This is a genomic window from Escherichia sp. WS1368 (genome assembly GCF_046487485.1).
Lineage (GTDB): Bacteria > Pseudomonadota > Gammaproteobacteria > Enterobacterales > Enterobacteriaceae > Escherichia > Escherichia coli.
The window spans coordinates 1-12,957 of the sequence record NZ_JBJQJI010000023.1; the positions used below are offsets into that span (position 1 = coordinate 1).

General features: G+C 49.5%; 11 protein-coding genes. 4 read left to right on the plus strand and 7 right to left on the minus strand.

Translation table 11 applies throughout. The features are described 5' to 3' along the window. Positions 1-361: 361 nt before the first annotated feature. The 3 genes from glyS to ACJHYD_RS22420 form a co-directional block, all read right to left on the minus strand. Complete coding sequence (glyS, locus tag ACJHYD_RS22410; protein ID WP_001551819.1) at positions 362-2,431, minus strand: glycine--tRNA ligase subunit beta; 2,070 nt, start codon at positions 2,429-2,431, stop codon at positions 362-364. 9 nt (positions 2,432-2,440) lie between these two features. Beyond that, positions 2,441-3,352, minus strand: a complete 912-nt coding sequence (gene glyQ, locus ACJHYD_RS22415; RefSeq protein ID WP_001168544.1) for a glycine--tRNA ligase subunit alpha — start codon at positions 3,350-3,352, stop codon at positions 2,441-2,443. Between the two features lie 94 nt (positions 3,353-3,446). Next, positions 3,447-3,755 carry a YsaB family lipoprotein gene (locus ACJHYD_RS22420; protein WP_001551820.1) on the minus strand — a complete coding sequence of 103 codons (309 nt, stop codon included), beginning with the start codon at positions 3,753-3,755 and terminating at the stop codon, positions 3,447-3,449. A 174-nt stretch (positions 3,756-3,929) separates the two neighbouring features. Here ACJHYD_RS22420 and wecH point away from each other — a divergent pair, with 174 nt between their 5' ends. Beyond that, the gene (gene wecH / locus ACJHYD_RS22425; protein WP_001551822.1) at positions 3,930-4,925 is read left to right on the plus strand and encodes an O-acetyltransferase WecH; all 996 of its coding nucleotides are present in this window, start codon (positions 3,930-3,932) and stop codon (positions 4,923-4,925) included. Positions 4,926-4,966: 41 nt separating this feature from the next. Here the strand turns inward: wecH and yiaA are convergent, their stop codons facing one another. The 4 genes from yiaA to xylA form a co-directional block, all read right to left on the minus strand. Continuing rightward, a complete protein-coding gene (yiaA, locus tag ACJHYD_RS22430; RefSeq protein ID WP_001322902.1) occupies positions 4,967-5,404 on the minus strand; it encodes an inner membrane protein YiaA in 438 nt (145 codons plus the stop codon). Positions 5,405-5,449: 45 nt separating this feature from the next. Further along, entirely contained in the window at positions 5,450-5,791 is a 342-nt protein-coding gene (gene yiaB, locus ACJHYD_RS22435; protein ID WP_001339904.1) for an inner membrane protein YiaB, read from the minus strand. A gap of 167 nt (positions 5,792-5,958) precedes the next feature. Beyond that, complete coding sequence (gene xylB, locus ACJHYD_RS22440; protein ID WP_001551823.1) at positions 5,959-7,413, minus strand: xylulokinase; 1,455 nt, start codon at positions 7,411-7,413, stop codon at positions 5,959-5,961. A gap of 71 nt (positions 7,414-7,484) precedes the next feature. Then, a complete protein-coding gene (gene xylA / locus ACJHYD_RS22445; protein ID WP_001149573.1) occupies positions 7,485-8,807 on the minus strand; it encodes a xylose isomerase in 1,323 nt (440 codons plus the stop codon). Positions 8,808-9,172: 365 nt separating this feature from the next. Between xylA and xylF the strand changes: the two genes are divergently transcribed. The 3 genes from xylF (at position 9,173) to xylH (ending at position 12,943) form a co-directional block, all read left to right on the plus strand. Further along, a complete protein-coding gene (gene xylF / locus ACJHYD_RS22450) occupies positions 9,173-10,165 on the plus strand; it encodes a D-xylose ABC transporter substrate-binding protein (RefSeq protein WP_001306606.1) in 993 nt (330 codons plus the stop codon). A gap of 77 nt (positions 10,166-10,242) precedes the next feature. After that, complete coding sequence (gene xylG, locus ACJHYD_RS22455; RefSeq protein WP_001146509.1) at positions 10,243-11,784, plus strand: D-xylose ABC transporter ATP-binding protein; 1,542 nt, start codon at positions 10,243-10,245, stop codon at positions 11,782-11,784. Beyond that, entirely contained in the window at positions 11,762-12,943 is a 1,182-nt protein-coding gene (xylH, locus tag ACJHYD_RS22460) for a xylose ABC transporter permease XylH (protein WP_000045978.1), read from the plus strand. Before xylG ends, xylH begins: the two co-directional genes overlap by 23 nt. Positions 12,944-12,957 lie beyond the last annotated feature (14 nt).

The window sequence follows — 12,957 nt, forward strand, 5'->3', positions numbered from 1 at the left end:
CAGTTGTGAAGTAGTGATTCACGACTTCAAGGCGCTTTTCAAAAGGGTATTTTGGCTTTGACATATTAGGGGCTATTCCATTTCATCGTCCAACAAAATGGGTGCAGTACACTTTGATTTATAGTCAGGTGGGGCTTTTCTCTGTCTGCCTTTCGGTGAATACCTGAGACAAACAGTCTCAAGCACCCGTGGCTATTCTAGCTTAATAAGTTCGTTTCTTCTCCTTGATATAATCCTAAAAAAATCTCATAAAATTAATATATGAGATAATCTTTATTCATCAGAAGATTATTAAAGGTTGCTGTATTATTTAGCGATAAAAAAAGCCTGCCAGATGGCAGGCTTTTTAATAACGACGTTATTACTGCAACAGCGAAATATCCGCAACTCGCAGGAACAGTTCGCGCAGTTTCTCCAGCATGGTCAGACGGTTGAGACGCAATTCTTTGTCATCAACCATGACCATCACTTTATCGAAGAAAGCATCAACTGGCTCACGCAGCTCTGCCAGTTCGACCAGCGCATCCTGGTAACGACCTTCAGCAAAGTACGGCTCCAGTTTATCGCGCAGCACAACCACCTGCATCGCCAGTTTAATTTCTTCCGGCTCTTTCAGAGTAGAAGCATTCACGCGATCGCTCAGCACTTCGTCAGACTTCGCCAGAATGTTAGATACACGCTTGTTTGCCGCCGCCAGTGACGCTGCCGCATCCAGAGTACGGAAGTGCGATACTGCCTTCATACGGGCATCAAAATCTGCCGGACGCGTCGGACGACGTGCCAGTACCGCCTGGATTGTGTCAACGGTGTAACCTTCGTCCTGATACCAGGCGCGGAAGCGACCGAGCATAAAGTCGATAACATCATCAACCACGTTGGCATTAGTCAGCTTATCGCCATACAGACGCACTGCTTCTTCGGTCAGCGTTTGCAGATCAAGGTTGAGGTTCTTCTCAACGATAATACGCAGTACGCCAAGTGCGGCACGACGCAACGCAAACGGGTCTTTGTCGCCTTTCGGATGCTGGCCGATACCGAAGATACCCGCCAGAGTATCCATCTTGTCAGCAATCGCCAGCGCACAGGCTACCGGGTTAGACGGCAGGTCATCACCGGCAAAGCGCGGCTGATACTGCTCGTTCAGCGCCACTGCAACATCTTCCGCTTCGCCATCGTGACGCGCGTAGTGCATCCCCATAACGCCCTGGGTGTCGGTGAACTCGAAGACCATGTTGGTCATCAGGTCGCACTTAGACAGCAGGCCCGCACGGGTAGCATGGTTAACGTCAGCGCCAATCTGTTCAGCAATCCAGCCAGCCAGTGCCTGGATGCGGTCAGTTTTGTCACGCAGTGTACCCAGCTGTTGCTGGAACAGCACGGTTTGCAGGCGCGGCAGGTTATCTTCCAGACGTTTTTTACGGTCGGTATTGAAGAAGAACTCAGCATCCGCCAGACGTGGACGAACGACTTTCTCGTTACCGGAGATAATCTGCTGCGGATCTTTCGATTCGATGTTGGCAACGAAGATAAAGTTCGGCAGAAGTTTGCCGTCGTTCGCATACACCGGGAAGTACTTCTGGTCACCTTTCATGGTGTAAACCAGCGCTTCAGACGGCACCGCGAGGAATTTCTCTTCGAATTTTGCGGTCAGCACAGCCGGCCATTCCACCAGCGAAGCGACTTCTTCCAACAGGCTTTCGCTTAAGTCAGCGTTACCGCCAATCTTACGCGCCGCTTCTTCAGCATCGGCTTTAATCTTCGCTTTACGTTCTTCGTAATCGGCGATGACTTTACCGCGCTCACGCAGAATTTCCGGATACTGATCGGCATCGTCGATAGTGAATTCCGGCTCGCCCATAAAGCGGTGGCCGCGAATCACGCGATCGGACTGAATGCCCAGAATGGTAGCCGGAATGACTTTGTCGCCCAGCAGCAGGGTCACGGTGTGCACCGGACGCACGAAGTGCACGTCGCTTGCGCCCCAGCGCATCAGTTTCGGGATCGGCAGTTTCGCCAGCGAAGTCGCAACCATATTCGGCAGCAGTGCTTCGGTGCTTTCGCCCTTCACGTGGGCGCGATACAGCAGCCATTCACCTTTATCGGTAGTCAGACGCTCAGCCTGGTCTACGGTAATACCGCAACCACGCGCCCAGCCTTCTGCCGCTTTGCTCGGTTTGCCTTCAGCGTCGAACGCCTGAGCAATCGCCGGGCCGCGTTTTTCGATTTCACGATCCGGTTGCGCTTCCGCCAGGTTAGCTACTTTCAGCGCCAGACGACGCGGAGCAGCAAACCATTGAACGGTGCCGTGTGCGAGGCCGGCGTTATCCAGCTCCGCAGTGAAGTTCGCAGCAAAGGACTCAGCCAGGCTGCGCAGTGCTTTTGGTGGCAGCTCTTCAGTGCCGATTTCCACCAGAAAAGTTTTCTCAGACATAGCCGCCTCTTACTTATCTTTGTTGCACATCGGGAAGCCGAGGGCTTCACGGGAAGCGTAGTATGCTTCAGCCACTGCTTTGGTCAGGGTGCGAATTCGCAGAATGTAGCGCTGACGCTCGGTGACGGAGATGGCTTTACGCGCATCCAGCAGGTTGAAGCTGTGGGCGGCTTTCAGAATACGCTCGTAGGCTGGCAGCGGCAGCGGATTTTCCAGCGCCAGCAGCTGCTGCGCTTCTTTCTCGTACTGCTCAAAGCAGGTGAACAGGAAGTCCACATCCGCGTATTCGAAGTTGTAAGTGGACTGCTCCACTTCGTTCTGATGGAACACGTCGCCGTAGGTGGTTTTACCCAGCGGGCCGTCGCTCCAGACCAGGTCGTAAACGCTGTCTACGCCCTGAATGTACATTGCCAGACGTTCCAGACCGTAGGTGATCTCGCCGGTAACCGGTTTACACTCCAGACCACCAACCTGCTGGAAGTAAGTGAACTGCGTCACTTCCATGCCGTTCAGCCACACTTCCCAGCCCAGCCCCCAGGCACCCAGCGTCGGGTTTTCCCAGTTATCTTCCACGAAACGGATGTCGTGGATGGTCGGGTCCATGCCCAGCTCTTTCAGAGAACCAAGGTACAGCTCCTGAATATTGTCCGGCGATGGCTTAATGACCACCTGGAACTGATAGTAGTGCTGTAAACGGTTGGGGTTTTCGCCGTAGCGACCATCGGTCGGGCGACGAGAAGGCTGAACATAAGCAGCCGCCATCGGTTCTGGCCCCAGCGCGCGCAGACAGGTCATTGGGTGAGAGGTTCCCGCGCCGACTTCCATGTCCAATGGTTGAACAATGGTGCAGCCCTGGCGAGCCCAGTAATCCTGTAAGGTCAGGATCAAGCCCTGGAAGGTCCTGGTATCAAACTTTTGCATATTATTTCGTGCTGGATACGTGTGGATTTAAAGGAAGGGATCAGTATACCCGCTGGATGGAAGATATACAGTACGAAACGGGAAAAAGCAGGGCTTAACGCATGGAAAGATGCAAAAAATGGCCATCTGCGTCAAAAGAACAGACAAACTGCTCTTTACGGAAGGTATAACCGCGCATTTCATAGCTTACCTGAAATTGTTCAAAAGCAGTGACGTCGATTTTTTGCTCGCCGGTGTTATAACGTTTTGCCGCCTGATCCTTGCATAACGCTTCCATATTCAACGAACGCAGAGGATCAACCTTTACCCGTTGTGCTTTCTGCACGGGTGGCGGTGTAGAACAACCCACTAGCGCCATAAGCACCATAAGCGCCATTGCCGGAAAGAAAGAGTTCATCATCATTAAATTACCGTCTGGTTTGCAGGTGAGTCTTATTATTTATATCGGTATAGTGGCTGATATCTTACGAATTTCCTTAAGCCTCTATAAGCTGTAGTGATAAAACTCAGATTATTCCAGTGCGCCAACCGAATGATTTATCGGTCAGACTTTTTTTAACCAGATACAGAGACACAGATGCAGCCCAAAATTTACTGGATTGATAACCTGCGAGGGATAGCGTGTTTAATGGTGGTGATGATTCACACCACTACCTGGTATGTGACCAATGCTCATAGTGTTAGCCCCGTCACCTGGGATATCGCCAATGTTCTGAATTCTGCCTCTCGTGTCAGCGTGCCGCTATTTTTCATGATTTCCGGCTATCTCTTTTTTGGCGAACGCAGCGCCCAGCCGCGCCATTTTTTACGTATCGGCTTATGTCTGCTTTTTTATAGCGCAATCGCACTGCTCTACATTGCGCTGTCTACCTCCATCAATGTGGAGTTAGCGCTGAAAAACCTGCTGCAAAAGCCAGTGTTTTACCACTTGTGGTTTTTCTTCGCGATTGCGGTGATTTATCTGGTTTCACCGCTGATTCAGGTGAAGAACGTCGGCGGAAAAATGTTGCTGGTGCTAATGGTGGTGATTGGTATTATCGCTAACCCAAACACAGTGCCGCAGAAAATTGACGGTTTTGAATGGCTGCCAATTAACTTATATATCAATGGCGATACTTTTTACTACATCCTTTATGGCATGTTGGGCCGCGCTATAGGGATGATGGACACACAGCATAAAGCACTGTCGTGGGGGAGCGCCGCACTGTTTGCGACGGGGGTTTTTATTATCTCTCGCGGGACATTATATGAATTGCAGTGGCGCGGAAATTTTGCCGATACCTGGTATCTTTACTGTGGGCCGATGGTTTTTATCTGCGCAATCACGCTATTGACTCTGGTTAAAAACACGCTTGATACGCGTACCGTTCGCGGACTTGGCTTAATCTCCCGCCATTCGTTGGGTATATACGGATTCCACGCCTTGATTATCCATGCACTGCGCACCCGGGGGATTGAGCTTAAAAACTGGCCAATACTCGATATTATTTGGATCTTTTGCGCGACGTTGGCAGCGAGTTTGTTACTTTCTATGCTGGTACAACGAATCGACAGAAACAGACTAGTGAGTTAAATAAAAGCCCGGTCACATTGGACTGACCGGGCTTATGTGAATTATTCGCTGTATTCTTCCTGGGTAATCTGTGTTTCTTTTGGTGGGTTTATTCCGGCATCACGAATATTCTTCTGCACCGCTACTGCACCAAACAAGCTTAAGAAGAAAGCCAGTCCATAAAAACCTTTCTCGCTGAGTAATAACGTCGCATTCCACAGACCTACCATCAGTAACGCAACAGAGATAATAAAGACAGTCAGGCAGGTCATATAATAAATGGAGGTGGTCGGTATGCCTTCATACTTGTCCCGAACGGTCTTTTGATAAGACGCCGCAGAAAACAGTCCTAATACCAGTACGGCAAAATAATATCCTTTTTCATTTAACTGCATCTCTGCATTCCATAGCCCTAACAGATAGGTAACGATACCACCAACGAGAGCTATCCATGACACAATACTGAATGCCGGAGAATAGGTTGATATTTTGTTGTCCATCACAGTATTCCTTTCATTCCTGAATGTGTAAGAGGTTTATGTTGCTCATGCCGAGCGAAACAAACGCATTTGACCAAACAAGCAGACAAAAAAGGCGATGGGATAAATCACCATTTCATAAGCATTGATAGGTGCGTTTAAAACACCGATAAACAAGAGACCGATAGTGATCAACGCAACTAACTGGCAGATATGGATAAAAAAATCATCCAGTTGCCCGAGTTTTTCTGCGCGAAGATATGCATAGTTACCAAAAGTTGCTGTCATTAACACGCCAAGAAAATAGCCTTTTCCACTTAACAATGGGCATGAGATCCATAGCCCAACCAGATAAACCAGCGCCCCAACAACAAATAATAGTTTTGCAACAGTCTTTGAGGTTTTCATAACGATCTCCATATCTACCAGCGATACATTACGAGTAACCAACGAAAGACAAAACTGAAAAATGCCATTAACAAATGATTTCAGAATAAATTCATACTAAATATTAATTAATTACTGATATATATAGATGTGAATTATCCCCCACCCGGTCAGGCAGGGGATAACGTTTACGCCATTAATGGCAGAAGTTGCTGATAGAGGCGACGGAACGTTTCTCGTCGTGGCTGATAAGCGGCATAACGCTGCGCATCTGGTAGATGCGACTGTTCTAACGGCAGTTGTGGCAACAACTCAATGAGCGATTTCTCTGGATTCGCCGCAATCTGCGCCAGCCTTGCTGCGCCCAGTGCTGGCCCCACATCCCCCCCCGTGCGGTAATCGAGTTGCTGACCGCTGATATCCGTCAGCATCTGACGCCAGTACTCACTACGCGCCCCGCCACCAATCAACGTAACACTTTGCGGTTTAATGCCGCAGGCATGCACGACATCCATGCCATCTGCCAGCGCATAACCCACGCCTTCCAGCACTGCTCGCGCCAGTTCATTGGGGCCATGTTGATGAGTCAAACCAAAGAAAACCCCCTTCGCCTGGGGATTATTGTGTGGTGTACGCTCGCCGGAAAGATAAGGCAGAAACCAAACTGGCTCGGCACTTTCATCAGCCTGTTGAGCAGCCGCGATTAAAGCTGGGACATTGTTCAGGCCCGTTAATTTCGCAGCCCAATCCAGACACGACGCTGCACTCAGCATCACAGACATTAAATGCCAACGCTGCGGTAGCGCATGGCAAAAGCTGTGTACGGCGCTTTCTGGCTTGCTTAAGAACCCTTCGCTGACAGCAAAATAGACTCCCGACGTCCCCAGCGATAACATTGCCTGATTAGCATCAACCATTCCTACACCAACCGCACCAGCTGCATTATCACCACCGCCTGCGACAACTGGCACCGCCGCCATACCCCACGCTTTCGCAACTTCAGGTAGCAAAGCACCAGTAATTTCGCTGCCTTCGTATAATGCGGGCATCTGGTCACGAGATAAGTGGCAAGCCTGCAGCATGTCGTCACTCCAGTCACGCTTTGCGACATCCAGCCACATGGTGCCAGCTGCGTCAGACATATCGCTGGCAAACTCCCCCGTCATACGCAGACGCAAGTAATCTTTCGGTAACAATACTTTGTCGATTTGACGGAATATCTCCGGCTCATGCCGCTGAACCCATAGCAATTTAGGCGCAGTAAATCCGGGCATCATCAGGTTACCGGTAATCACCCGCGATTGCGGAACTCGCGCTTCCAGCAAAGCGCACTCTTGCGCACAGCGCCCGTCGTTCCACAAAATGGCAGGGCGTAATAACCGTTGCTGGGCATCCAGTAAGGTTGCACCGTGCATCTGGCCGGCAATACCCAATGCTTTAACGTCCTGCAGAGAATGCTGATCGCCCAGGGCTTTCATTGCGCGATCAGTTGCCTGCCACCACTGTTCCGGGTCTTGTTCCGACCAGAGTGGATGCGGGCGCGAAACGGTCAGCTTTTCCGTTTGCGCAGCAACCACCTCGCCCTGCTCGTTGAGCAAAATAACTTTTACGCCCGAGGTGCCAAGATCTATCCCGATATACATATCGATCGTTCCTTAAAAAAATGCCCGGTATCGCTACCGATAACCGGGCCAACGGACTGCACAGTTAGCCGTTATTTGTCGAACAGATAATGGTTTACCAGATTTTCCAGTTGCTCCTGGCGACCACTCTGATGCACCGGAGACAAATTGTGTTCCTGAGCATATTTGGCTAAATCTGCCAGTGACATTTGGCCTTTCAGGATTTGCTGGCCTAATTCGCTATTCCAGCCGGAATAACGCTGCGCGATGCGTTTATCCAGCTCGCCATCTTCAATCATGCGTGCTGCAATTTTCAGCGCCAACGCCATCGTATCCATCGCGCCGATATGACCGTAAAACAGATCATATTTATCAGTACTTTGACGACGTACTTTGGCATCGAAGTTCAGACCGCCGGTGGTGAAACCGCCTGCTTTGAGAATTTCATACATCACCAACGCATTCTCTTCCACACTGTTCGGGAACTGGTCGGTGTCCCAGCCCAGTTGTGCATCGCCACGGTTAGCGTCGACAGAACCGAACAGGCCAAGCGCAATGGCGGTGGCTATTTCATGATGGAAAGAGTGACCTGCCAGCGTCGCGTGGTTAGCTTCAATGTTCAGTTTAATCTCTTTTTCCAGACCAAACTGTTTCAGGAAGCCATAGACTGTCGCAGCATCGTAATCATATTGATGTTTGGTCGGTTCTTGCGGTTTCGGTTCGATAAGCAACGTACCCTGAAAGCCGATTTTATGTTTATGCTCAACCACCATTTGCATAAAGCGGCCCAGCTGTTCACGCTCCTGACGCAAGTCGGTATTTAACAACGTTTCGTAACCTTCACGACCGCCCCACAGGACATAGTTTTCACCGCCCAATTTATGGGTTGCTTCCATCGCTGTAACAACTTGCGTTGCCGCCCAGCTGAAGACTTCTGGATCTGGGTTCGTCGCCGCACCCGCGCCGTAGCGAGGGTTTGTAAAGCAGTTAGCGGTTCCCCACAGCAGCTTCACGCCGCTCTCTTCTTGCTTGCCTGCCAGGACATCAACCATTTGCGCAAAATTATTGATGTACTCTTTTAACGACGCGCCCTCAGGGGAAACATCCACGTCGTGGAAGCAATAAAATGGCACATGTAACTTGTGGAAAAACTCAAATGCGACATCTGCTTTACGCTTCGCCAACGCCAGTGCCTCACCAGGCTGCTGCCACGGACGATTAAACGCCCCCACACCAAACATGTCCGCCCCGTTCCAGCAGAAGGTGTGCCAGTAGCAGGCGGCAAAACGCAAGTGCTCTTCCATACGCTTGCCCAACACCAGTTCGTCGGGATTATAGTGATGGAATGCTAACGGGTTAGAGGATTTTGAGCCTTCATAACGAACGCGATCGAGCTGGTCAAAATAGGCTTGCATATTGAACTCCATAATCAGGTAATGCCGCGGGTGATGGATGATGTCGTAATATTGGGCACTCCCTTTCAGTTGCTCAATTATGTTATTTCACACTGCTATTGAGATAATTCACAAGTGTGCGCTCGCTCGCAAAATAAAATGGAATGAGGAAACTGGGTAATTCCTCGAAGAGAAAAATGCAATAAGTACAATTGCGCAACAAAAGTAAGATCTCGGTCATAAATCAAGAAATAAACCAAAAATCGTAATCGAAAGATAAAAATCTGTAATTGTTTTCCCCTGTTTAGTTGCTAAAAATTGGTTACGTTTATCGCGGTGATTGTTACTTATTAAAGCTGTCCTCTACCTACAGAAGGCCCTACACCATGAAAATAAAGAACATTCTACTCACCCTTTGCACCTCACTTCTGCTTACCAACGTTGCGGCACACGCCAAAGAAGTCAAAATAGGTATGGCGATTGATGATCTCCGTCTTGAACGCTGGCAAAAAGATCGAGATATTTTTGTGAAAAAGGCAGAATCTCTCGGCGCGAAAGTATTTGTACAGTCTGCAAATGGCAATGAAGAAACACAAATGTCGCAGATTGAAAACATGATTAACCGGGGCGTCGATGTTCTTGTCATTATTCCGTATAACGGTCAGGTATTAAGTAACGTTGTAAAAGAAGCCAAACAAGAAGGTATTAAAGTATTAGCTTACGACCGTATGATTAACGATGCGGATATCGATTTTTATATTTCTTTCGATAACGAAAAAGTCGGTGAACTGCAGGCAAAAGCCCTGGTCGATATTGTTCCGCAAGGTAATTACTTCCTGATGGGCGGCTCGCCGGTAGATAACAACGCCAAGCTGTTCCGCGCCGGGCAAATGAAAGTGTTAAAACCTTACGTTGATTCCGGAAAAATTAAAGTCGTTGGTGACCAATGGGTTGATGGCTGGTTACCGGAAAACGCATTGAAAATTATGGAAAACGCGCTAACCGCCAATAATAACAAAATTGATGCTGTAGTTGCCTCAAACGATGCCACCGCAGGTGGGGCAATTCAGGCATTAAGTGCGCAAGGTTTATCAGGGAAAGTAGCAATTTCCGGCCAGGATGCGGATCTCGCAGGTATTAAACGTATTGCTGCCGGTACGCAAACTATGACGGTGTATAAACCTATTACATTGTTGGCAAATACTGCCGCAGAAATTGCCGTTGAGTTGGGCAATGGTCAGGAACCAAAAGCAGATACCACTCTGAATAATGGTCTGAAAGATGTTCCCTCCCGCCTGCTGACACCGATCGATGTGAATAAAAACAACATCAAAGAAACGGTAGTTAAAGACGGATTCCACAAAGAGAGCGAGCTGTAAGCGTTACGCCCCGGCGGGGAGCGGGGGCGTGATTTCTCTCCATGCCGCGTGAATGAATTGGCTTAGGTGGAGTCGTTATGCCTTATCTACTTGAAATGAAGAACATTACCAAAACCTTCGGCAGTGTGAAGGCGATTGATAACGTCAGCTTGCGGTTGAATGCTGGCGAAATCGTCTCACTCTGTGGGGAAAATGGGTCTGGTAAATCAACGCTGATGAAAGTGCTGTGTGGTATTTATCCCCATGGCTCCTACGAAGGCGAAATTATTTTTGCGGGAGAAGAGATTCAGGCGAGTCACATCCGCGATACCGAACGCAAAGGTATCGCCATCATTCACCAGGAATTGGCCCTGGTGAAAGAATTGACTGTGCTGGAAAATATCTTCCTGGGTAACGAAATAACCCACAATGGCATTATGGATTATGACCTGATGACACTACGCTGTCAGAAGCTGCTCGCACAGGTCAGTTTATCCATTTCACCCGATACCCGCGTTGGCGATTTAGGGCTTGGGCAACAACAACTGGTTGAAATTGCCAAGGCACTTAATAAACAGGTGCGTTTGTTAATTCTCGATGAACCGACAGCCTCATTAACTGAGCAGGAAACGTCGGTTTTACTGGATATTATTCGCGATCTGCAACAGCACGGTATCGCCTGTATTTATATTTCGCACAAACTCAACGAAGTCAAAGCGATTTCCGATACGATTTGCGTTATTCGCGACGGTCAGCACATTGGTACGCGTGATGCTGCCGGAATGAGTGAAGACGATATTATCACCATGATGGTCGGGCGAGAGTTAACCGCGCTTTACCCTAATGAACCACATACCACCGGAGATGAAATATTACGTATTGAACATCTGACGGCATGGCATCCGGTTAATCGTCATATTAAACGAGTTAATGATGTCTCGTTTTCCCTGAAACGTGGCGAAATACTGGGTATTGCCGGACTCGTTGGTGCCGGACGTACCGAGACCATTCAGTGCCTGTTTGGCGTGTGGCCCGGACAATGGGAAGGAAAAATTTATATTGATGGCAAACAGGTAGATATTCGTAACTGTCAGCAAGCCATCGCCCAGGGGATTGCGATGGTCCCCGAAGACAGAAAGCGCGACGGCATCGTTCCGGTAATGGCGGTTGGTAAAAATATTACCCTCGCCGCACTCAATAAATTTACCGGCGGTATTAGCCAGCTTGATGACGCGGCAGAGCAAAAATGTATTCTGGAATCAATCCAGCAACTCAAAGTTAAAACGTCGTCCCCCGACCTTGCTATTGGACGTTTGAGCGGCGGCAATCAGCAAAAAGCGATCCTCGCTCGCTGTCTGTTACTCAACCCGCGCATTCTCATTCTTGATGAACCTACCAGGGGTATCGATATTGGCGCGAAATACGAGATCTACAAATTAATTAACCAACTCGTCCAGCAGGGTATTGCCGTTATTGTCATCTCTTCCGAATTACCTGAAGTGCTCGGCCTTAGCGATCGTGTACTGGTGATGCATGAAGGGAAACTAAAAGCCAACCTGATAAATCATAACCTGACTCAGGAGCAGGTGATGGAAGCCGCATTGAGGAGCGAACATCATGTCGAAAAGCAATCCGTCTGAAGTGAAATTGGCCGTACCGACATCCGGTGGCTTTTCCGGGTTGAAGTCACTGAATTTGCAGGTCTTCGTGATGATTGCAGCTATCATCGCAATCATGCTGTTCTTTACCTGGACCACCGATGGTGCCTACTTAAGCGCTCGTAACGTCTCCAACCTGTTACGCCAGACCGCGATTACCGGCATCCTCGCGGTAGGAATGGTGTTCGTCATAATTTCTGCTGAAATCGACCTTTCCGTCGGCTCAATGATGGGGCTATTAGGTGGCGTCGCGGCGATTTGTGACGTCTGGCTAGGCTGGCCTTTGCCACTTACCATCATTGTGACGTTGGTTCTGGGACTGCTTCTCGGTGCCTGGAACGGATGGTGGGTCGCGTACCGCAAAGTCCCTTCATTTATTGTCACCCTCGCGGGCATGTTGGCATTTCGCGGCATACTCATTGGCATCACCAACGGCACGACTGTTTCCCCCACCAGCGCCGCGATGTCACAAATCGGGCAAAGCTATCTACCCGCCAGCACCGGCTTCATCATTGGCGCGCTTGGCTTAATGGCTTTTGTTGGCTGGCAATGGCGCGGAAGAATGCGCCGTCAGGCTTTGGGTTTGCAGTCTCCGGCCTCTACCGCAGTTGTCGGTCGCCAGGCATTAACGGCGATTATCGTCTTAGGCGCAATCTGGCTGTTGAACGATTACCGTGGCGTTCCCACTCCTGTTCTGCTGCTGACGTTGCTGTTACTCGGCGGAATGTTTATGGCAACGCGGACGGCATTTGGACGACGCATTTATGCCATCGGCGGCAATCTGGAAGCAGCACGTCTCTCCGGGATCAACGTTGAACGCACCAAACTTGCCGTATTCGCTATTAACGGATTAATGGTCGCTATCGCCGGATTAATCCTCAGTTCTCGACTTGGCGCTGGTTCACCTTCTGCGGGAAATATCGCCGAACTGGACGCAATTGCCGCATGCGTGATTGGCGGCACCAGTCTGGCTGGCGGTGTGGGAAGCGTTGCCGGAGCGGTAATGGGGGCATTCATCATGGCTTCACTGGATAACGGTATGAGTATGATGGATGTACCGACCTTCTGGCAGTATATCGTTAAAGGTGCGATTCTGTTGCTGGCAGTATGGATGGACTCCGCAACCAAACGCCGTTCTTGATTTTGATAAAAATT